Origin of the sequence: Sphingobacterium sp. NGMCC 1.201703, assembly GCF_047784615.1 — a bacterium.
In the GTDB taxonomy this organism is placed as follows: domain Bacteria; phylum Bacteroidota; class Bacteroidia; order Sphingobacteriales; family Sphingobacteriaceae; genus Sphingobacterium.
Window position 1 is genome coordinate 34,648 of record NZ_JBLOHD010000005.1, and the last position, 23,206, is coordinate 57,853.

A 23,206-nucleotide genomic window follows, 5' to 3' on the forward strand; every position below is an offset into this window, starting at 1 on the left:
TGTCTGTTATGGATTTACAACTTTTTCAGTATATATCGATACAGGCACTCCGTTCGATGCAAAGGCCAATCAGCACCTCCGCTTTTTCATCAAACCTGGTCTTAATCATTAACTGGCGTTTTCTTCTCCGTTACCAGGATAATGCTATCCTGATCGTCAGATTCTTTCCAGTTCACAATCACCTTCTGAGAATCTATAGAATCGACCTGTATGCCAATATAATCGGGTTGAATCGGAATCTGTCTGGAGAATCTACGATCGACCAAAACAAGCAACTCAATTCTTCTTGCCCTTCCAAATGCCTGTACAGCATCCATCGCTGCCCGAATAGTTCGTCCCGTCCACAAGACATCATCAATAAAAATGACATCTTTACCTTCTACAATAAAATTGATATTTGTGCTATTTGCTAACAACGGACCAGCATTACCTTTTGTACGGAAATCATCGCGGTAAAATGTAATATCCAAATCACCGACCAGGATCGGTTTTTCGATCATGCGTTCAAGTTCTTTGACAATACGTTTAGCTAAGAAAGTTCCTCTTGGTTGAATACCTATGACGACAGCATTTGAAAAATCACCGTGATTCTCAATCAATTGACGACATAGTCTTTGAATGGTGATTTGAAATTTTGGTCCGTCTAATAAAATCGACTGTTTCATTATGGGAATGTTTGAGCAAAGCTACACTTTTTTTGACAAAAACTACGGCTCGTATGCCAATTAATTTCAATAATTCACTTCTCTATAGACAGGTCGTTACAGACTAGAACGACTGGTCATTAAAGTAATTCAACGGCTCCAGAAGCGTCCTTTCAGCAAGAATGTACCCCCATTCGCTTAGGACCCATTCACTGTTTTTTGTTTACCCGCATAAAAACAAAAACTATGCAACCACAAGCCGTATAAAAGCCAGACCGACAGCATATCCATTTTATTTACCCATCGTTTCGTATCATGAAACAAAAGAGGTCTGCAATTGATCCCTGTATCAGATCGACGCAACCATCCCCCCACCTCAATCATTCTTCTGATTGCCACGTGCAAAAAAATACACCGGCACTCCGATCAATACCAGTATAAAACCGGGCCAGGTATACTGCGGTTTATAAATGATCAACAGGACACAAAATACAGTACCGATCAACAGGTAGATAATAGGTGTAATAGGGAATAAAAACGTTTTATAGGAGCGTTCTATTTCCGGTCGCCGGACACGTTGAATAATAACTCCCAATACCGTGATCATATAAAAGATTACAATAACGAAAGAGATCATATCCAGTAAATTGCCATACTGACCGCTCAAACAGAGTAAGGAAGCCCAAATGCCCTGCAGCCATAGTGATCGCGCAGGCACATCATATTTGTTATTCGGAATAGCCTGTTTTAAGAACAGACCGTCTTTGGCCATCGTTTGAAAAACCCGCGCTCCAGACAGCGCGAGACCATTGACACAGCCAAATGTAGATATCATGACCAGGATAGCCATTGCAATCGTACCAGTATGCCCCAACATCTTTTCGGCTGCTGCGATAGCCACCCGGTCATTTGTCGCAAAAGCGATTTCTTCGCGGCTTAAAGCAGAAAGATAGATATAGTTACAACAGATGTACAGCAGCATGACAAGACTGGTTCCGATCACGAGCGCACGCACCACGTTACGCTGCGGATTCACAATCTCGCCTGACACGAAGGTCACGTTTTCCCAGGCAACACTACTAAAGACCGAGCCTACCATGGCTGCTGCCAGTGCTCCCATTAAAGCGCCACCTGAAATCCCCATCCAGCCCTCGCCTTTCAAGTTCTGAAAAGCATCCCAGCTGTAGGCCATATTTTCGGAGAAATGGTTTTCTTTAATCAGAAACAACCCACCTATGATCAATAAAACCAAAGCGATAATCTTTGCAGAGGTAAAAAAAGACTGTACCGACTTGCCGCTCTTGATGCCGCGGGTATTGATATAGGTCAGCAGGAGGATCACCCCCATAGCGAGTATCTGTATCCAGGTAATCTTAAAGTCTCCGCGTTGAAATATCGGTGCCGCATCATTCAATTGCGGAATTAGATAGGCTGTAAACTTACCAAAGGCAACCGCGACAGCCGCGATCGTACCGGTCTGAATAACGGTAAATAAACTCCAACCATATAAAAAGCCTACAGGCTTGCCGAACACTTCAGTGAGATAGGTATATTGTCCACCAGCCTTAGGATACATGGAAGATAGCTCACCATAACAAATTGCAGCTGCTACCGTGGCAATGGCTGTCAACAACCATACGATTGCCAGCCAGTATCCTGAGCCCAATTGCCGCATCATATCGCTCGACACAATAAAGATCCCACTTCCGATCATCGAGCCCATGACCAGCATAATCGCATCCCACAATTTCAGTTGACGTTTCATCATAATATCAGGTTGGTTTTATGCCGTTAAGCTAAGAAAAAATAATCAAAAAAAGAGCTGCCCTCAGCGACATCCTATTCAAAAGATTATTTTTTTTGAATAGGTGCAGCCCTGGGCAGCTCCTTATACTTGAAATACTGGTTGACTGATTATTCTACACCATATTGTTGTTTATACGATTTTTCGAGTTCAGTTACCTGTTGCAGCAATTGTTTCTCGGAAGTCGAAGCTAAAATACTCTTATATGCACCCAAAGCACGTAGGGCAGTTCCGATATTGGAATATTCAAGTTCCGCTTTCGTTTGTGCAATATCCTGGTACCAACGCATATTTTGTGTCATAAATTTCAGGTTGCGACTGACAATCTCATTTGCACGTTTATTTTCACCGGTTTCATATAATACATTGATGATCGGAATATAGCCTAATACGTCACGCATCAGGTACACACGTTTTGGCATCTTCTCGTACGTTTCAACAGCCACTTTACGGGCTTCATCCTTATGGCCTTCCATCATTAATTGTGTTGCCGTTCCCCCCATCACGGTATTGGTGATCATGGTGATCATGCGGTAGGATTCAGGGTCCAAATAAGAAGCATTCGCCATATTACCCCATTGATACTTTGTGGTAATATCTTTAAAGGCTGACTGTGTATCCACTAAAGTACCTTCAGCTCCCGCCGGTGCCGCAATAGGCATTAAGCGCAGCGCAAAACCTTCTTGCACCAGGTATTTATCCAATCCTAGGTAGTTGTCATTCGGAACAGTCGCCGCAAAATAAATCGGACGTTTCCAGTTATTGTTCAATAACACATTTAGGATCGACAATTCCGCTCTGGATACATAGTTCCGGTTATAGGTCCAAGTCATGGTATCGACGATGGATTCCTGCCATGCTTTTGGAACAACATTGTTTTTTAGCACAGCTTCCTTGTTCACCGGAAGGCTAAAGTTTTTGGTCGGTAAGAAGTTTTCAAATTTACCACCACGCAATTCCAGTTTATTTTTCTGGTCATCAGACAATAAGATCTGCATCACCAGATCTAGATCCACGTGTCCTGGCACCTTCATATCTTGATAATAAAGTACTTCACGAACACCTTTTTTGAATTTTTCGTCATCAATATTGATTGGCAAGCCATCGGCCTGATTGACCTTTTGCTTCATCTGGCGCATATACCAGTCAGAGCTTAAAAGACTCAGGTTGACTACCCGTACATCAGGACGATAGTTTTCAACTTCTTGTACATACCACAATGGGTAGGTATCGTTATCACCATAGGTAAATAAAATCGCATTTGGCGCACAGGAAGCCAGGTAGTTTTTCGCTAAATCACGTGCTGTTGTTTTCTCCGAGCGGTCGTGATCATCCCAGTTTTGAAATCCGAGCAATACGGGGGCACCTAACAAACAAGCTCCCGTAGCAATACCGGCCGCCATCTTTCCATCAACCTTTTTGCTCAGGTAATCCGCAATAGCGAATACGCCCAAGCCGATCCATATCGCAAAGGCGTAGAACGAACCTGCGTAGGCATAATCACGCTCACGGGGCTGTAATGGACTTTGATTTAAGTATAATACAATTGCTAGACCAGTGAAGAAGAATAATAATCCGACAATTCCGGCATCACGCTGTCTTTTACCAAAATGCCAGAATGCACCGATCAAACCAATAATCAAAGGCAAGAAATAGTATTTATTATTTGAAGGATCCGTTTTTAATGAATCAGGGATGGCGTTCTGTCCACCTACATGCATCTGGTCAACAGGTTTAGCCCCTGAAATCCAGTTCCCCTCTGTGAAGGAGCCCTGCCCCTGTTGGTCGTTTTGACGACCGGCAAAGTTCCACAAGAAATAACGGCCATACATGTGCCCGATCTGATAACTGAAGAAAAATTTCAGGTTATCCCCAAATGTTGGGGACTGCCCCTCCGGAAGCTTTAGGTAATCGCGGTAATAATCGATATGTCCTTGGTCACGGGAGCTATAAACACGCGGGAAGAACATCGTCTTATCGTATTTATAATCCATTCCGTTTTCTACTTTCGTATATCTATCCTTGTCTTTTCGATAAGTATAGGTAGGCGCAGCATCTACAACCTGTGCATCAAATGTAGGCCCATTTAAAAGCGGTTCGCTCGCGTACTGCTCACGGCCCAAATAACTGACAAAAGAAAAGGCATTATCCGGATCACTATTATTTAAGGTAGGATTCGCTTTCGCGCGTACCATGATCATCGCGAAGGAGCTATAACCGAAGATGATAAATGCGGTACTGATCAGGATCAGGTTCAACATCGGTTTTGCTTTTTTGATCGAATACCAGATACCATATACAAAAAGAGCAACCACTAAGATCAAGAAAAGATTAAATCCGGTCCCGAAGCCCATACCTAAACTATTCACAAAGAATAAATCAAAATAAGCTGCCGCCTTGACGGTATACTGAATGATCCCCCATAAGATCAGGGCCAGCACAACCACACCAATCAAAAATGCTTTGGTAGCGCCCGAAGAAGTCACCGTTTTTGAACGTTTAAAATAAATCACCAGGGCAATAGCCGGAATAACAAGTAAGTTCAATAAGTGAACCCCAATTGAAAGCCCCATCACATAAGCGATAAAGATCAACCAGCGGTCAGAGCCGGCCTCATCGGCGTGATTTTCCCATTTTAATATCCCCCAAAATACAACAGCCGTACAGAGCGAAGACATGGCATATACTTCAGATTCAACAGCGGAAAACCAAAATGTATCCGTGAAGGCATAAGCCAACGCACCAACAGCACCCGAGCCAAATATTTTGATCAAGTCTGCTGAAGTATAGGACTCGCCGACTCCTTTTGCAACGACCTTCTTTGCTAGCGCTGTGATCGTCCAGAACAAAAATAAGATTGTCAGACCACTACATACAGCAGATCCCACATTCATCCAAAAAGCGATCCGAGTGACATCACCTCCGGCAAGATTGGAGAAAATGTTCTGAATCATTAAGAATAATGGTGCTCCCGGCTGGTGCACAATTTGAAGTTTGAAGGCTGAGGCAATAAACTCACCACAATCCCACCAACTCGTCGATCGTTCGGCAGTCATGACATATGCTACTGTTGCAATGAGCGCACATATCCATCCTAAAAGATTGTTGATTTTAGTATAGTTCATAAAATGATAACTGTAAAAGTATTATAATACGGCTCGAAAATAAGGATAAGTTAATAAGAAATGAACTTTATTCTGATTTTTTAACACATATTAATTGAAAAAATTTCATTAAGCGATGCAATATTGGCTGTAAAGAAAGCCTGATAAAGGCTCCGATGAGCTTGATCAGACCAATAGCAGTACAAAAAGGCAGCATGGTTAAAGTTAATTTTAGGACAAAACAAAAATTATTTCTTTGAAAATCAAGCTCAATGCACTTTACAGCACATTTTTATTTGCAGAAATAAGAATAGTCCGTATATTTGCATCATCAAATGTGAACGACATCATCACGATAACGAACACAATTGAATTGTTTGTCCGATAGTATAAGGGTAGTACGACAGTTTTTGGTTCTGTTTGTCTTGGTTCGAATCCAGGTCGGACAACAAACAATAGAAAAGGCTTGCAATCGCAAGCCTTTTCTGCGTTATATGCAAGGCTTATTATTTATAAAAGGGTTTAGATTTTTTTTAATTTGAATTTTGATTTTTAAAACAAATCTCTATCTTTGCGTCGTCAAAAAGAAAAAAACGGAAACGTTGACTTTTTAGAGACATTGTCCGATAGTATAAGGGTAGTACGACAGTTTTTGGTTCTGTTTGTCTTGGTTCGAATCCAGGTCGGACAACTTTTAAAGTTAAGAGTATATGGATTGTGAAAACAATCCATTTTTTTTAATGTTTAACTTTAAAAAATATTAGGGAATAAAAATATTGAATAATCGACAATACAATAACCCAACATAAATATACAAAACCATGCCTTTGCAATTCAACACGGTTAAACTATTTGCAGGTTCTGGCACTACAGAACTGGCCGAAAAAATCGCACAATCTTATGGGAAACCACTAGGAGACAAAACATTATCGCGTTTCAGCGACGGTGAGATTCAACCATTTTACAATGAATCTGTTCGTGGAGCCGATGTGTTTATCATCCAATCCACCAACCAGCCTACCGACAATCTTTTTGAGTTATTGTTGATGACTGACGCCGCAAAAAGAGCTTCAGCACATTACATTACGGCGGTTGTCCCTTATTTCGGTTTCGCAAGACAAGATCGAAAAGACAAACCAAGAGTTGCCATTGGCGCGAAAATGATTGCCAATCTGTTAACAGCAGCTGGAATTCACCGTATCATGACGATGGACCTACACGCTGCACAGATCCAAGGTTTTTTCGATATCCCTGTTGATCACCTTGATGGCTCTATTATTTTTGTTCCTTACATCAAATCCCTAAAACTTCCTAACTTGACAATTGCTTCACCAGATATGGGTGGATCATACAGAGCGCGTACTTTTGCTAAATTCTTCAATGCCGAAGTGATCATCTGTGACAAACGTCGTAAACGTGCGAATGAAATCGAGTCAATGTCTATCATTGGAGATGTAACAGATCAGGATGTTGTATTGATTGACGATATCTGTGATACAGCTGGCACGCTTTCAAAAGCTGCAGCACTAATCATGGAAAACGGTGCAAGATCTGTAAGAGCGGTTTGTACACATGCTGTATTATCAGGCAAAGCCTATGAAACAATTGAAAACTCGGTATTGTCAGAGATGATCGTAACCGACACCATTCAATTGGATCCTGAAAAAGCAAAACTATCAACAAAAATCAAAGTATTATCTACAGCTGATCTATTTGCGAAAGCAATTACAAGCGTAAACCAACATACATCAATCTCTGATCTATTTGACGTAGAATAGTCTTTTTTAGTATCGAGTATTGAGAAAGTAGTATAGAGACTCTGGTATGCTAAGCCGACGGCTGACATACCAGAGTCTTTTTTATGTACCGTCTTTTGCGGTAGAAATAAAAGATCCCGATTGCATTTGTCTAGGGCTTATCGCTTCCATAAGCAGGCTACTATCGTCTAACCAGACAGGATGACCGCCAAATAAATTTTATTGGGAGTATTTCTAAAAACCTTTTATATTAGTAGCTTAAACATGCTCGTCATATGAAATCTGTATTCTCATTCCTCTTATTTTTACTTGCAATCGGTTCTGGTGCACATGCACAAGAAGGCACACCGCGCCCCAATGCTTTAGCTATTCAATATGGATTAAGCACTGTGATCATCCCAAATGAATCTGCTGGAGCAGCTTCATTGGAAGGACATAGTCATTCCATCGGGTTGCTTTACTACAAAGATATCTCTTATGATCTTGGACTGGAAACAGGTCTACGCTACAGTTTCGATGCCATGAATAAAAGTGGCATCAATGGCGAGGGCCAGCAATTTGACATCGACTATAAGGCTTCCTATATACATCTTCCGATCTTGCTACAGTATAATTTCCTAAAAGTCCTTTTTGCCCAACTTGGACCGACGGTCAGTGTACAGGTACAGAATGAAGATAACATTAATAAATCCGGCGTCGGCCTCTGGGCATCATTCGGCGCCAAGCTAGAGAAAGAACGGTATATCCTTAAGCTCAATCCTTACTACCATAGCCAGTCGATGATTGCCTTTTCGTCCAATTCCTATCAATCCCAACAAAATCTAGGGGTCAATCTAAGTGTTGGACTTAAATTTTAAATGATTATCCATTCAAAATCAACAGGATTGACGATTAATAAATTTGAATAATCCAAAAATTAGATTATCTTTGCACCTCAAAATTTATAAAAAATTAAAAGATGAAATCAATTGCTATTAGCGGTTCTGTAAGACAGAACGTAGGGAAAAGAGATGCAAAAGAATTACGTTACCAAGGTTTAGTACCAGCGGTACTTTACGGAGGAAAAGAACAAACTGCTCTTTCTGTATCCGCAGCTGATTTGAAACCAGTTCTTTACACTGCAGATGTTGTAATCGTAGAATTAAACATTGACGGTCAAACAAAAAGAGCTATCGTTCAAGACGCACAATTCCACCCATTGACTGACGTAGTTACTCACATTGACTTTTTAGAGTTATTTGATGATAAAGAAGTATCATTGAATATCCCTATCAAATTAACAGGAACTTCTCCAGGTGTTAAAATGGGGGGTAAATTAGTTCAAAAATTACGCAAACTACGCGTAAAAGCATTACCTGCTAACTTGCCACAAGAAATTGAAGTACCAATGGAATCTTTAGAAGTTGGTAAATCATACCGTGTAGCTCAGGTTCAATTGGAAAATGCAAAAGTATTGAATAACTCTGACGATACAATCGTTTCAGTTATCATGTCCCGTGCATTGCGTCAAGCTGAACAAGAAGCAGCTAAAGCAGCTAAAGGTGGTAAAAAATAATCTGAACAAGATTCTTAAGATACTACAGAAAGCACCGAAATTCGGTGCTTTTTTGTTTGTTAAAATTTCTATTTTTGCGTCATGAATTATCTTATCGTTGGATTGGGCAATATCGGCAGTGAATATGCCGACACACGACATAACATTGGATTTATGGTTGCTGATGAACTTGTCAAGCAAGCTGGTGCAAGTTTCTCATTGCTGAAATTAGCTTACTACAGTGAGTTTAAACAGCGCGGGCATAATGTGACGGTCATCAAACCGACCACCTATATGAATCTCAGCGGCAAAGCGGTCAATTACTATATGCAGCAATGTAAAGTGCCGATTCAGAACGTATTGGTGATTGTTGATGATCTGGCGATTCCATTTGGTTCTTTACGTATGAAACCCAAAGGCAGCAGCGCCGGACATAATGGACTTAAATCCATCGAGCAGCTTTGCGGTGGACAGGTGTATCCACGCCTACGCTTTGGTATCGGAGATAATTACCCCAAAGGTAGACAGGTTGATTACGTTCTTGGTCCATTTGACAAGGACGAACAAGCCGAGCTCCCGGCTTTGATCGATCACTCCGTTAAGATGATCCAAAGTTTTGTCAATATCGGCATTGAGCTGACCATGACCAATCTAAATACAAAATAATCACCCCCGTAAGCATCAGAAATAACTATATTATCAATGTTTTTCAAACTAGAAAAAGCCGAATTATTCGGCTTTTTCTAGCATACAGCTTATTCCTTTATTGTGCTATTGTTGTATCAACCTTGTTTTAAGGAAGTACTTAGACAGGTTGATCGTTGTGCCAACCTTGCTTGATTCTTGTACCATCCTTGTGCGTTTCTTGTGCCGAGCTTGTTCGTTCCTTGTGCCAGGCTTGTTCGTTTCTTGTGCCAGGCTTGTGCGTTTCTTGTGCCGAGCTTGTGCCGAATAGGGTTTTCATCTTTACAACAAGAAGAAGTCGGACTCTAATCTACGGTCGGACTATTTCCTGTTTTTTTTCTTTGGAAGCCTCAGCTTTTTCCTTTTCCACTTCGGCCTTAATTACTTTTTTTACTTTTCCTGACAGACGGTCTTCTACATCAGAAGACAGTTCAGGATGTGCCTTTACATAGGCCTTGGTATTCACAATAATGACACCATTCTCTGCCCGATCACCATATATTGCGGTAGCATTTTGATCTTTTAAAACCGTAATGTTATCAATTGTATTCGGGTCGATCTCTTTAGCCTTGACAATTTTTCCATCAACAACAAATAGCGGATCTCCTTTGACCCAATTATTAAAGGCACCGTACTTCCCCGGCCCACTACTCGCTAGTCCCCTCATATTGGAGACAATTCCCTGTGCTCTGCCCTTGAGCTCTGGTTGCTTCGCATCTGTTTTGGATTTCCCCTCAAATGCTATCTTCTTAGCATCCTGCTTGTCTTCATTCGCTTTGTAAAAGACAGCAATCGGAAGAGTCTCTCCTACTTTATTTTCAGATTTTAGTTCCCCAGAAGATTTGCTGACTTTATCCGGATTTTCCCTTGCCCATTTTTTTGTGGTTACTTCAATAACACCATTTTTCCCTTCACGTCCATATTTTACCGTAGCTAGCGCATCCTTTATAACATTAATACTTTCAATATTATTCGGATCAAAACCCTTCATATCCTCGGAACTCATCTTTACCCCATCAATCACATACAGAACATGAACAGGATACTTTATTGTATGGGATTTTGTCCTACCAAGGGAATCCTGCTTAATCATAAAACCGGTGATTTTGCCCTGAGGGTTATTTTCAGATTTTTTTGCATTTCCAACTTTAGTCGTAAGCAACACAACACCATTTTTACCTCTCTCCCCATATATTGATATAGCTGACTCGTCTTTCAATACAGTCATAGATTCTATTCGTTCCTGGGCAACTGCATCCAGTTCTTTTTTGCTAACAACTACGCCATCCAACACAAACATTGGGTTTCCAATTATGTCAGAAGTGCCTCTCAGCCTCATAGAACCAATTTTATAGCTTAATAAATCAGTTTTATTCTTGGAGCGGCTTGTATCGATCTTCACCGTATCCGTCCCCATAACTTCCTTTAACAACTCAGCCGCTTCACCTGCCACCTTCACCGAGACTGAACCATCAGCTTTCTCAACCTTATCCAAAGTCAATATAGGCGTTTCTTTAGCTTTCTCAACTACCCCTTCGATACTATTCTCTGCTTTACTAACCGTAAAAGCTGCACCCGCTAGCAGGAAAACAGGCAAGAGGAAGGCATATTTACTCAGTTCTATTTTGGATGATCTTTTCTTATTCATCATCATGATACGACGTTTTAATAGTTTAAAATTAAATTGATTACTCAATCCTATTGAAGTGCCCTTTTTGGACACATTCAATAGGCTATATTGGTACGTCTGTCTGTCAATTCCTTTATTGAGTACCTGTTGATCAGTCAGAAACTCCAAATTTTGGCGAATGGCCCTGCGCATGAACCAGACGAAAGGATTGTACCAACAACACACCAATATCATTTCAAACAATAAAATATCCAAACTGTGAAGGCCTTTCACATGAATATCCTCATGCTTAAAAATATCGATCAGTTCAGCATCCATATGCTGCCCTTTGTTGACATAAATTTTGTTCAGAAAAGAAAAGGGAACAATAGGAATAAACACATTGCGAAAAAAATATGTTTTCCATTGATCCGCAGTAGAATGAAAATGAATCCGCAGTAAACTCATTAACTGAAATAGAAACTTCAAAAACAATAAGGCTGCCCCCAAAATAAAAACCATCCCGACCAAACCGGCCAAAGTAAGCTTTTCCTGCACGGCACCGTCCTCCATATAAAATGAAATCTGCTCACCGACCACTCCAATGTCCAATCCACGCTGTACGAATAAGGACTTCAAATCCAAAAAAGGATATATAAAAGCAAATAATCCGCCTATTAAAAAATAACATCTATTTAACGAATAGAATGTCAACCCTTTCAATAGTCCCGCATACCCCAAATAGATGATGCTCAACAACAGATTGACTTGTATGATATAGGTCAGTAGATTTTCCATCATCTTTAAGATTTGTTGTTTTTGATCATATCCATGATCTCTTTTAGCTCATCGGCGGTCAGTTTTTCCTCCTTCACAAAAAAAGAAACCATCTCTTTGTAGGAATTCTTGAAATAATCGCCCACAAAGGAGTTCATAAACTTGGCTTTGTAATCCTGCTCACTGACCATAGGTTCATAACGTTTGGCATTTGCATACCGCACAGCCTTCACAAAATCCTTACGCTCCAAATTCTTAACTGTTGATGCCAAGGTCGTATATGGCATCTTCTCCCCCTTGATGTTATCCAAGATCTCTTTGATAAAACCTCCGTTTAGGCTCCAGATAGATTGCATTGCCTGCTCCTCTTGCGCTGTTAACTTTTCCATGTCTTAAATCTTTCTTTACTATTCTTTCACTAATCTACGAATAATTCGTAAATACCAAAAATATATTATTATTTATCTTATATCCCTGCACAACAGGTGATATAGACAGTATTTTCTGTAACATTACAATAGCTTTGCTTCCCCCGCGCATTTAAAATCAATCCCATCGAATATAAGTTGGCTAACCGAAAATTTGTTATTCCTTATTTTTTATTTATAACTTTCGACTGTAAAGCTTATTCTTCCAATAGGAGTTTCACTTGGATAGAAAAGGAATTTTAGATAGCAATAATTCAAAACAAATAGAATAAGATAAATGGCCAAAAGTATCAAAGCGATCAAATGTCCCCATTGTGGTAGCATAAAAGTCAGCACCATACGACCCGACTATTATAAATGTGACAGTTGTGGAACTGAATTTTTTTTAGATAGCGACGATATCAATATCAATCACAATTACAACTATCCGCGCAACAATCCAGATCAATATAAAGCAATACGTATTGTACTATTTGCCGTTGTTGGTTTTATCGCGCTCATGTTTATAATCGGAGCTTTAAGTGCCATTTTTTCCAAAAAACCTGAACCGAGTTATTCGACTTATACTTCGTCCAACACGGCTGACAAAACAGAAGAAGTCATTACGCTGGAATGGAATTACGCCTCAAACGAATTATTTTTGGACAAAAACAATATCCCCCACGTTGTCGTGGTGGGCAATGTGCGGAATTCAAAAGCGAGATTTGACGAAGGCAAAGACAATAAAGTCTATATCGGATTATTTGATCCCAAAACGGGCAAAAAGGAATGGATCAAACAATTGATGGATACTCCTGTTGAATTATCAAGTAGCGACGTTAAATTACAGGTGTTTGAAGATCAAAACCTGTACATTATCGTAAAATCCAAATATATTTATCAATTGGACAGAAATAGCCTAACTTACAAAAGTGTCCTTGAAAATTATGTTAGAGATGCACCCTCACTCAGCACCGGTATCGCCAAAGTTGAATTTAAATACGAAGATTATGGATCTTCTTATCAAATCATAAACAATGAAGGGCAAAACCTTGCTTATTACCCTTTAATCAATAAATCTATTCCGGATAAGCAACTTTACGATGAAAGGAGGAAAAAACTTCCCAATCCGACAACAAAAACTGAGTTCACTTTTTCAAGTAAATCCAGCTATTACCCCGAGGAAAAAATTCAGTTAATCCAATACAGTTATCAGTATCAATATGGATTTCCGAAAGATAGTCCACGCTTTTCCTGGGATAAAGATTATGGGGGATCCGGTATTTTTACGGATCGCGATCCTTACAAAAAGGTACTGATCAATCCATGGCAATTTAAAGGGGCCCGTCTGATCAGTTTTAAAGATTTCACTCCAGGAAGACTTTATTTTCAGCCGGAAGTGATCGCTCAGAATGACAAAACACTTTTGATTGCATACAAACCAACACCCGCAGAAGATGACCCTTTACAAATCCAGCTGTTGGATATTGCGACGGGTGCCATACAAAAAACGATCACAACAGACCTTAAATCCATCTATAAAAATGGTTATCTGTTAAACGACGGCTTCATTGTCAAAAGTTCAAGCGATTATTACTATTTTGATAATAGCGGAAAACAAATCAATAAATTCGAAGGGTATAATCCCAAATTCGACTCATTAAATTAAACATTATGGGACTATTCAATCTTTTTAACAACCAACTATCCGAGGTCATTGAGTGGAAAAATCAAGATCCCCGCATATTATGGTATAAATTTCCTTCCGAAAGAAATGAAATTAAAAATTCCAGTAAGCTTATTCTTGCCCCAGGGCAAGGTTGTATCCTCATTTATGAAGGAAAGGGGGAAAACCTACTCACAGAGGCAGGAACCTATAATTTAAAAACGGATAACCATCCCTTTTTCACAACTTTAGCGAGATTGAGGCAAAACTTCGAATCTGAGCACAAGTTGTATATCTACTTCTTTCGTACAGCAGCTATTGTCAATCAGGCTTGGGGAACAGGGAATCCGATAAAATATATTGACCCACAGTACAATCTTCCTATAGAAATAGGCTTGAACGGCACTTTTTCTTATATAATCAAGGAACCGGTACATTTTTATAAAAACATTGTTGCCAATCAAAATACGGTCAGCACAGCGGTTATCCAAGATGTCATCAACAACCGTATCCCGCAACAGATTGTTGCGCAGATCGCACAGAAAAAATTAGGGTATAATGAGATCGACAGCCAGCTCCCGCTCCTGTCTGCCGATATAAAAACAGCTGTTGAACAAGATTTTGCAGATCTAGGTCTAGCAATCACAGATTTCAAGATTCTAGGAACCCAGTTTGACGCGAACACACAACGCAGAATTGGTGAAATTGCAGACCTGACGACACAAAATCAAGCTGCACAGCAGGCCGGTTTGAGCTATGTAGAACTGGAAAAATTACGCGCCCTCAGGGATGCCGCTAAAAATGAAGGCGGACTGGCCGGTATCGGCGCACAATTGGGTGTCGGCATGGAATTGGGCAAGCAATTTGATCTTCAGAAAGAAGAGATCAAGGACAATATACAAACGGAAGATGATTTTGTCGAAAAATTGCAAAAATTACAATTGCTGCTACGCGAAAACATTATCACCCAGGAGGAATTCGACACGCTCAAAAAACAGATTCTCAACAAAATATAAACCATTATGAAATACATCTTTGGTATATTATTCACCTTGGTTATCCTATTTGTCGCTACCTATTTTCTATTGGGGCTATGGGGTATCCATCTCCTGGATGCTGAAAATTTCAGTAAAATCCTTTGGACAACCGGTATACTTACCCTAACATCCATTATTTTGGTATGCTTCGTTATCTTACCTTTTTTTGGATCGGGCAAAAATGGGAAATACGAAGATAAAGGTAAAGTCGCCCAGCGAAAAATAGATTAGCATTTCGGGCATAATAAGATAGTGTTAAATTTGAATAAACTATTTGCTTATTTGAGTAAATAGTTATTCAATATTATCCAAAATGACGCAATGATGTCATATAAATTCCAAAAGAACTTTCAGTTTTAAATATCAAATAGTTAAATTTGTGAGATTAGCATACAAAATCAGATATAAGATAACATATAAACATGTCAGATAAAGCATCTATAAATTTAGACGGTACTTCTTATGACCTTCCGGTCATTGTCGGTACTGAAAATGAAAAAGCAGTTGATATTTCCAAATTAAGAGATCTAAGCGGATTTATTACGTTAGACCCAGGATACAAAAACACGGGTGCAACAAAAAGTGCGATTACTTTCCTTGACGGTGAGACAGGTATATTGAGATATAGAGGATATCCCATTGAGCAATTGGCAGAGAAATCTACGTTCTTGGAAGTTGCTTATTTACTGATCTACGGAGAGCTTCCAAAAAAAGAGGTATTGGAAAAATTCAGAGCTGACATCAAAAAGCAAATGATGATCCACGAAGACATGAAGAATTTCTTTGCTGGATTTCCTTCCAAATCCCACCCAATGGGTCAACTTTCTTGTTTAGTGGGCGCGTTATCTGCATTTTACCCAGAATCTTTAAATCCAAACTTAACAGACGAAGAAGAAGATCAAACGATCATCAATCTTTTGGCTAAAATGCCTACTATCGTTTCTTGGATTCAAAAGAAATCTTTAGGTCATCCTGTCGTTTATCCTAAAAACAATTTGGGTTACATTGATAACTTCTTAAACATGTTATTCGGCGAGGTTAACGACGAAAAAACATTCGATCCAGTTGTTATCGACGCTATGCACAAATTGCTTATTTTACATGCTGACCACGAACAGAATTGTTCGACATCTACCGTTCGTATCGTAGGCTCATCCAATGCCAACCTGTACGCTTCTGTAGCCTCAGGCATCAATGCACTATGGGGTCCATTACATGGCGGTGCCAATCAAGCGGTAATCGAAATGTTGGAAGCCATCAAAAATGATGGTGGTGATGCTGAAAAATACCTTGCAAAAGCAAAAGACAAAAATGATCCATTCCGTTTAATGGGATTTGGCCACCGGGTCTACAAGAACTTCGATCCACGTGCTAAAATCATTAAAAAAGCCTGTGACGATATTTTAGAAAAATTAGGCGTTCAGGATCCTGTATTGGATATCGCTAAGAAATTAGAAGCTGCAGCGTTAAACGATCAATACTTTATCGACAGAAAACTTTATCCAAACGTCGATTTCTACTCGGGTATTATCTACCGTGCCTTAGGATTTAAAGCAGATATGTTTACTGTACTATTTGCTTTGGGCCGTCTTCCGGGATGGATCGCACAATGGAAAGAAATGCGTGAAAACAAAGAGCCTATCGGCCGTCCAAGACAAGTGTATGTTGGACATACAGAACGTGATTACGTTGAATTTTCAAATCGTTAATTCGATTGATTTCCATAAAAAAAGCATCCATTGGGATGCTTTTTTTATGGAGATACCATTATGGCACCTTTTTCAAAAGCATTATGCTATAGCACGTTAGGTAAACATAAAGTGTGTTATCTTTCTGACAATATCATCAGTAAGCGGCTTACATCACCAAAATCTAAATACTCAAATCTAAACACTAACATCTCTAATATGTCACGATAATCTACTTGTTAAGTATATTTTAATTTTTCCCTCTCTAAATTCCCTGTTTTTCGTTAAGTTTGCGTATTCATTGGACGCTTATTAAAAATCATTATAAATAAGGCTTGATAGATACAATACTACATATCTTGGTTCCCGTTGCTATTTTTACCTTTATAGCAGCATTTACCTTATTTGCGGTATATGCCGAGCGCAAGATTGCCGGATTTGTTCAAGACCGTCTCGGACCAATGGAAACCGGGAAATACGGTAGTCTCCAGACGATAGCCGATATTCTCAAATTACTTCAAAAGGAATTAATCTCTCCCACATCAGCCGATAAAATTCTATTTAGAATAGCTCCTATTATTATCTTCGTAGCTGTTTTTACCGGTTTCGCCGTTATTCCCTGGGCCAAGGACTTTATCCCGGCCAATACACACACGGGATTATTCTTTATCATGGCTATTATCTCCATTGATGCCTTGGGTATTCTGATGGCGGGCTGGGGCTCGAATAACAAATACTCCCTGCTCGGATCCATGCGTGCGATAGCCCAAATGGTATCTTATGAAATACCGGTGGGGCTCTCGTTGATTACCGTAGTGATGTTAACCCAGACGTTAAACCTCAATGAAATTGCCATCGGTCAGGGCATTATGACCAACGGAAGCATCAAATTTTTAGGCTTTTGGGAAGTCAACGAGATTGGTGGATTCTTCGCCTGGAATATTTTCCAGGCCCCACATTTAATTGTAACCTACATCATCTTTTTTATCGCTACGCTTGCCGAATGTAACCGGGCGCCCTTTGACATTCCCGAAGCGGAATCCGAACTGGTCGGTGGTTTCCATACAGAATACGGCGGCATACAATTTGCCTTTATCTTCTTAGCGGAGTATGCCATGATGTTTTTGGTAGCGATGTTGGGCGTCGTCCTGTTTTTAGGTGCCTGGAACACGCCGCTCCCAAATATTGGTGCGATACGGCTGGCAGATTGGACTACGGGCCTTGCCTGGGGAATCTTTTGGACCTTGGCCAAATCATTATTGATCGTCGGGGTGCAAATGTGGATCCGTTGGACATTACCCCGATTACGGGCCGATCAATTAATGAGTCTTTGTTGGAAGGTATTGACCCCTTTGGCTTTTGTTTGCATGGCTATTTCTGCCATTTGGAGAATTTTAATTATAGCATAAGATATGATATTTAAAACGGCTTCCCACGCATTTCGTACAGCAATCAAAGGCTTATCTTTGACTGTCAAGCACTTGTTTGGCGCCCGACGTTCGCGTCAGGAATTAAATATCAAAAACGACAACTACTTTGACCGTCAGGAGGGCATCGTCACGGTACAATACCCTGCCGAAAAAATGCCGATCCCCGAAGTCGCTCGCTATCAATTGCAAGTAGATATTGAAGATTGCATCGTCTGTGATCTCTGTGCCAAAGCATGTCCCGTAGATTGCATTGAAATTGAAGCAATCAAATCTCCGGAGGCGATCGGAAAAACGTCAGACGGTAGCGTCAAACGACTGTATCCAGCCAAATTCAATATTGATATGGCCAAATGCATGTACTGTGGATTATGTACGGTCGTCTGTCCTACGGAATGTATAGTCATGACCAATGAATATGACCGCAGCTCACAGAAATTAACCGACCTGATCTATGGTTTTTCAGACATGACCGACGAACAAGTTGCACAACGAAAAGCAGAATGGACACAATTTCAAGCTGAAAAGGAGGCAGCAAAGCAAAAATAAAAGATGGAAAGTATTTTGTTTTATGCCTTTGCCACATTGGCCATCGGATCCGCCCTTTTACTGGTAAATCTTAAAAATATAGCCCGCGCCTTATTTCTATTTTTCATTGTGCTCTTTGCTATGGCTGGCCTATACCTCTTTGCGCTGGCAGATTTTGTTGCCATCACACAGATTATGGTCTATGTAGGTGGTGTGCTGATCCTTATGCTATTTGCCTTTATGCTTTCCAACAAAGAACTACTGAAAGATCTTCAAGACAGCAGTGGCTCATTTTTGAGCATGCCCAGGTGGCAGGCGATTGTATTGGCCCTAGGTTTTCTAACACTGCTGATTTTGGGCATACGGGAATGGCAGCAGTCCCTCCCTACCTGGATCCAACAGGCCCGGGAAAATAATACGGAGATTATTCCAACAGATAATAACATCCAACAGATCGGCTTACGATTTATGACATTCTATGTATTGCCATTTGAAGTCATTTCCATCTTTCTGATGATGGCGCTTATCGGCGCCTCGCATTTATCCAGAAAGGAGCGTAACCGATGATTACATTGACGCATTTTTTGGTAGTCAGTGCCTGTATCTTCTGTATCGGTCTGTATACCGTTCTCTCGAAGAAAAATGCCATTATGATTCTGGTAGGCATCGAACTGATGATTAACGCGGCTATACTGAACTTTGTGGCATTTGGTAAATACGATAAAATCAGTTATGGAGGGCAGATTTTTGCCCTATTCGCCATCGTTCTGGCTGCTGCGGCAGTAGCCGTTGGATTAGCCTTGGTTTTGAATGTCTATAGACACTATAAAACCATCAATCCGGATGAAATCAATGAATTAAAAGATAAGTAAGAATTGAATCCACTTGCCTCCATATCACCGATATACACAGCGCTGCTTGCAGTAGCAGCACCATTTATTGCCTTTTTATATCAAGCGATGATGGGTAAACGTGATCAGTCCGGTATCGCCGCCCTACTTGGCATTGGGTGTAGTTTTATATTTGGCGGGCTCACCTGGCTGGCCATCTGGAATCATCCAGTAGTATCGGCCCAATTGAACTGGTTCACCATTGGTGCTTCGACTTTTAAAGTGGGTATTCTGTTGAATAACCTGAGCGTATTGATGCTTTTCCTGGTTCCTACAGTTGCTCTTCCCGTACATATCTATTCCAGGGCTTATATGAAAGGTGATCCAGGTATCCATCGCTATTGGATGTACCTAAGCCTATTCTGTTTTGCGATGCTGGGATTGGTTGTCATGGATAGCTTGCTGCTCATGTATATCTTTTGGGAATTGGTAGGTTTCGCATCTTACCTCCTTATTGGTTTCTGGTTCACACGCGAAACGGCTGTGCAGGCCAACAAGAAAGCATTTATCGTCAACCGCATCGGAGACTTAGGTTTTCTGATTGGTCTAGCCATTATATTTACGCAGTTCAACACCCTCAACCTCGTCGATCTTTTTGGTGAAGGGGGCCTGATTGACCAATCGAGCATCACAGGCGGATTATGGGTTTCTCCAGTCAACAGCATGGATCAGATCTGGCTTACGGTAGCCGGCCTGGCATTTTTCCTTGCTGCGATGGCCAAATCAGCTCAATTCCCTTTACATGTGTGGCTGCCTGATGCCATGGAAGGACCGACATCGGTATCTTCACTGATCCACGCTGCCACTATGGTCGCTGCAGGAGTTTTTTTGCTGGCAATCGTATTTCCGTTATTCAACGAAAGCGCATTGTTATTTATTGCGGTCATAGGCACAATCACCGCGGCCTCCGCAGCTTACTTTGCATTAGGTCAATACGATATTAAGCGCATCCTGGCTTTCTCAACTATCTCACAACTGGGCTTTATGATGGTCGGAATTGGAATTGGCACCTGGGATGCAGCACTTTTTCATTTGGTAACACACGCGTTTTTTAAATGTCTGTTATTTCTTTCGGCAGGAGCTGTTATCCATGAGATGGCCCACCTCAAAGCGCACAGCCAGCTCGACTTTGATCCGCAGGATCTGCGGAATATGGGTGGACTGAAAAAGTATATGCCCAAAACCTTTATCCTGATGAGCATTGCTTCATTGGCACTTGCCGGATTTCCTTTGACATCAGGCTATCTTTCCAAAGATAGTATCATCATCTCTTCCTTTGAATGGGCTTTATCGAAAGGTGGTTTTTACCTCATTATACCTGTAAGTCTCATCATCGTCAGTATAATGACCGCTTTCTACATTGGCCGCTTAATCTTTAAGGCCTTTTTAGGTGAACTTCGAATCCTGGATCGGGTTCAGGACAAACTACATGGTGCCCCTTTGCATGAGGCTTCCAAAACCATGTTGATTCCGATGATGTTATTGGGGCTTTGCTGTCTATTTCCGTTATTCTCTCTCAACCCAGTATCTTATCATGATTCCTGGTTGATGGATGGTTTATTATTGGATGAATACAGCTTTGCACCAAGCCATAGCGCCCATCTGCTTATTCCAATGCTTTTATTGATCGGTTCCGTAATCAGTTGGGTTATCGGTTGGAAATGGTACGTACAAAACAAATACCCGCTCAACACTGCTGGTTTTGCCCTAAAAGCATCATTCAATCAAGGTTATATCAATGAGCTGTATCAACGCGTATTTGTTAATGGAACACTAAAACTAGCTCAGTTCTGCTATTGGTTTGACCGTTATATCGTCGATTCGTTCGTTGCTTTTGTTCAGTTTATCGTCTTATCCCTCTCGCGGCTGAGCGTGTGGATAGACAAATATATTGTAGACGGCTTTGTCAATACTGTTGCCGCTGTTGCCTACTGGACCGGCAATCAGGTTCGTCTGGTACAGAACGGCAAATTACAGACTGCATTGTTCTCCGTTTTTCTATTTGTTTTACTTGGTTTAATTTATCTTATATTTTTTTAGGAAATGCCTATTTTATCCTTACTGATATTTTTACCGCTTCTGGCGACGGCGTTTATCCTCGCCTTACCAACACGATATAAATCGAGTTACAAATATATTGCCTTAGCAATTACAGCGGTGCAATTTGTACTTGCTGGACTATGTTATGCAAAATTTGACGCGAGCCAAACCGGCGTACAGGATTTGGCAGGATACCAATTTGTCGAACAGCTTCCCTGGATCCGTCTGGACTTGGGTTCCATAGGAAAATTAGAGATCGATTACCTGATCGGGATAGACGGTATTTCAATGCCGTTACTACTGCTCAGTGCTTTTGTGATGCTGATGGCAATCGGGGCCTCCTGGAATATACAAAAGAGTCCGAAGGGATATTTCGCCCTCCTTATGGTACTAAACATGGCTGTAATGGGTATTTTCTGTGCTTTGGATTTCTTTTTATTTTATTTATTCTATGAGGTCATGCTCCTACCACTCTACTTCCTGATCGGTATCTGGGGTGGAGCAAGACGTGAATATGCTGCCATAAAATTCTTTCTTTATACCCTGTTTGGATCAGTATTTATGCTATTGATCATTGTCGGTTTGTATTTTTCGGTTATTAACCCGGTCACGGGTGCCCATACCTTCAATATGATCTACATGATGAATCCACAGAATTATTTAGGAGACTCGATCTTCGCCTGGGATGGTTATCAGGAAATATTGGGTATTTCGGCCAGATTGGTTGGCTTTGCAGTACTATTTTTTGCTTTTGCGATCAAAGTACCCATTGTACCACTGCACACCTGGCTACCTGATGCACACGTAGAGGCGCCGACACCGGTATCCATTATTTTAGCAGGTATCCTATTGAAAATAGGTGGCTATGGCATTATCCGTATCTGCTATAGTATTTTCCCTGACATGGCAGCGCTATCCAATTGGTGGCTTGGGCTGATCGGCGTAATCTCCATTATCTATGGCGCATTAAATGCTTTGGCTCAAAAAGATCTAAAACGGATGATCGCATATTCGTCGGTATCGCACATGGGTTTTGTCTTGCTCGGTATAGCTTCATTGACAGCCGAGGGAATTTCAGGTGCTATGTTCCAAATGATTTCCCATGGGTTTCTATCGGCGGCGCTTTTCTTCCTTGTGGGTGTGGTCTATGACCGTGTACACGACCGAAATATTTATAGTTTCAGAGGACTGGCGCAGCTTATGCCGAAATATACGGGCTATGTTGCTGTTGCGTTCTTCGCTTCTTTGGGTCTCCCTGGATTCTCTGCTTTTATCGGTGAAGCATTTGTTATCATCGGTTCATTCAATGCTGCCAGTGTAGGTACTGGTCTTCCGCGTTGGATGGCGGTAGCAGGCTCAATCGGAATTCTTTTAAGTGCAGCCTATCTTTTATGGACACTTCAACGGATGTTTTTTGGACAGATCAGACTAAAAGGTGGTGAATCTTGGTCCAATGCATTGACTGATGTCAACAGCCGTGAACAGCTGGTCCTATTTCCGACCTTGGCTCTTGCGCTTTTACTAGGCGTGATGCCTTCTCTGGTATTCCATAGTCTCAATGCAAGTGTATTGAATCTTGTCAGCTTTATCCAACAATTTATCTAATCGGC

Annotated in this window: 19 protein-coding genes; 14 read left to right on the forward strand and 5 right to left on the reverse strand. The window is 40.8% G+C overall.

The window, feature by feature from the left end; translation table 11 throughout:
* Positions 1–101: 101 nt before the first annotated feature.
* From pyrR to ACK8HY_RS11210, 3 genes are all read right to left on the reverse strand, one after another.
* Positions 102–665, reverse strand: a complete 564-nt coding sequence (gene pyrR / locus ACK8HY_RS11200) for a bifunctional pyr operon transcriptional regulator/uracil phosphoribosyltransferase PyrR (RefSeq protein WP_077438870.1) — start codon at positions 663–665, stop codon at positions 102–104.
* 355 nt (positions 666–1,020) lie between these two features.
* The gene (locus ACK8HY_RS11205; RefSeq protein WP_254846310.1) at positions 1,021–2,412 is read right to left on the reverse strand and encodes an APC family permease; all 1,392 of its coding nucleotides are present in this window, start codon (positions 2,410–2,412) and stop codon (positions 1,021–1,023) included.
* 146 nt (positions 2,413–2,558) lie between these two features.
* Positions 2,559–5,573, reverse strand: coding sequence for a DUF2723 domain-containing protein (locus ACK8HY_RS11210; protein WP_077438869.1), 3,015 nt, complete (start codon positions 5,571–5,573; stop codon positions 2,559–2,561).
* A gap of 800 nt (positions 5,574–6,373) precedes the next feature.
* Here ACK8HY_RS11210 and ACK8HY_RS11215 point away from each other — a divergent pair.
* The 4 genes from ACK8HY_RS11215 (at position 6,374) to pth (ending at position 9,509) form a co-directional block, all read left to right on the forward strand.
* On the forward strand, positions 6,374–7,330 hold the full coding sequence (locus ACK8HY_RS11215) for a ribose-phosphate pyrophosphokinase (RefSeq protein WP_077438868.1): 957 nt from the start codon (positions 6,374–6,376) through the stop codon (positions 7,328–7,330).
* Positions 7,331–7,584: 254 nt separating this feature from the next.
* Positions 7,585–8,166 (forward strand): outer membrane beta-barrel protein, encoded by a 582-nt coding sequence (locus tag ACK8HY_RS11220; protein ID WP_077438867.1) that lies wholly within the window; start codon positions 7,585–7,587, stop codon positions 8,164–8,166.
* Positions 8,167–8,267: 101 nt separating this feature from the next.
* Positions 8,268–8,864 carry a 50S ribosomal protein L25/general stress protein Ctc gene (locus ACK8HY_RS11225; protein ID WP_077438866.1) on the forward strand — a complete coding sequence of 199 codons (597 nt, stop codon included), beginning with the start codon at positions 8,268–8,270 and terminating at the stop codon, positions 8,862–8,864.
* Between the two features lie 81 nt (positions 8,865–8,945).
* Positions 8,946–9,509 (forward strand): aminoacyl-tRNA hydrolase, encoded by a 564-nt coding sequence (gene pth, locus ACK8HY_RS11230; RefSeq protein ID WP_104383967.1) that lies wholly within the window; start codon positions 8,946–8,948, stop codon positions 9,507–9,509.
* Positions 9,510–9,837: 328 nt separating this feature from the next.
* Here the strand turns inward: pth and ACK8HY_RS11235 are convergent, their stop codons facing one another.
* Both ACK8HY_RS11235 and ACK8HY_RS11240 read right to left on the reverse strand, forming a co-directional pair.
* A complete protein-coding gene (locus ACK8HY_RS11235; protein ID WP_416133677.1) occupies positions 9,838–11,937 on the reverse strand; it encodes a TonB-dependent receptor plug domain-containing protein in 2,100 nt (699 codons plus the stop codon).
* A 2-nt stretch (positions 11,938–11,939) separates the two neighbouring features.
* Complete coding sequence (locus tag ACK8HY_RS11240) at positions 11,940–12,302, reverse strand: BlaI/MecI/CopY family transcriptional regulator (protein ID WP_077438863.1); 363 nt, start codon at positions 12,300–12,302, stop codon at positions 11,940–11,942.
* A gap of 316 nt (positions 12,303–12,618) precedes the next feature.
* Here ACK8HY_RS11240 and ACK8HY_RS11245 point away from each other — a divergent pair, with 316 nt between their 5' ends.
* The 10 genes from ACK8HY_RS11245 to ACK8HY_RS11290 all read left to right on the forward strand — a co-directional run bounded on the left by ACK8HY_RS11245 (position 12,619) and on the right by ACK8HY_RS11290 (position 23,201).
* Positions 12,619–13,989, forward strand: a complete 1,371-nt coding sequence (locus ACK8HY_RS11245; RefSeq protein ID WP_416133678.1) for a transposase — start codon at positions 12,619–12,621, stop codon at positions 13,987–13,989.
* 5 nt (positions 13,990–13,994) lie between these two features.
* A complete protein-coding gene (locus tag ACK8HY_RS11250) occupies positions 13,995–15,002 on the forward strand; it encodes an SPFH domain-containing protein (protein WP_416133679.1) in 1,008 nt (335 codons plus the stop codon).
* A 6-nt stretch (positions 15,003–15,008) separates the two neighbouring features.
* The gene (locus tag ACK8HY_RS11255; protein ID WP_416133680.1) at positions 15,009–15,254 is read left to right on the forward strand and encodes a hypothetical protein; all 246 of its coding nucleotides are present in this window, start codon (positions 15,009–15,011) and stop codon (positions 15,252–15,254) included.
* A gap of 191 nt (positions 15,255–15,445) precedes the next feature.
* Entirely contained in the window at positions 15,446–16,732 is a 1,287-nt protein-coding gene (locus ACK8HY_RS11260) for a citrate synthase (protein ID WP_077438859.1), read from the forward strand.
* Positions 16,733–17,046: 314 nt separating this feature from the next.
* Positions 17,047–18,120: an NADH-quinone oxidoreductase subunit NuoH gene (gene nuoH, locus ACK8HY_RS11265; RefSeq protein WP_416133681.1), complete on the forward strand. Its 1,074-nt coding sequence runs from the start codon at positions 17,047–17,049 to the stop codon at positions 18,118–18,120.
* A gap of 3 nt (positions 18,121–18,123) precedes the next feature.
* On the forward strand, positions 18,124–18,687 hold the full coding sequence (locus ACK8HY_RS11270; protein WP_416133682.1) for a NuoI/complex I 23 kDa subunit family protein: 564 nt from the start codon (positions 18,124–18,126) through the stop codon (positions 18,685–18,687).
* A gap of 3 nt (positions 18,688–18,690) precedes the next feature.
* Complete coding sequence (locus ACK8HY_RS11275; protein ID WP_416133683.1) at positions 18,691–19,233, forward strand: NADH-quinone oxidoreductase subunit J; 543 nt, start codon at positions 18,691–18,693, stop codon at positions 19,231–19,233.
* Positions 19,230–19,538 (forward strand): NADH-quinone oxidoreductase subunit NuoK, encoded by a 309-nt coding sequence (gene nuoK / locus ACK8HY_RS11280; protein ID WP_077438855.1) that lies wholly within the window; start codon positions 19,230–19,232, stop codon positions 19,536–19,538. The genes ACK8HY_RS11275 and nuoK overlap by 4 nt, the downstream gene beginning before the upstream one ends.
* Before the next feature lie 3 nt (positions 19,539–19,541).
* Positions 19,542–21,596, forward strand: coding sequence for an NADH-quinone oxidoreductase subunit L (locus ACK8HY_RS11285; protein ID WP_416133684.1), 2,055 nt, complete (start codon positions 19,542–19,544; stop codon positions 21,594–21,596).
* A gap of 3 nt (positions 21,597–21,599) precedes the next feature.
* Positions 21,600–23,201 (forward strand): complex I subunit 4 family protein, encoded by a 1,602-nt coding sequence (locus ACK8HY_RS11290; RefSeq protein ID WP_416133685.1) that lies wholly within the window; start codon positions 21,600–21,602, stop codon positions 23,199–23,201.
* The last annotated feature ends 5 nt before the right edge of the window (positions 23,202–23,206 follow it).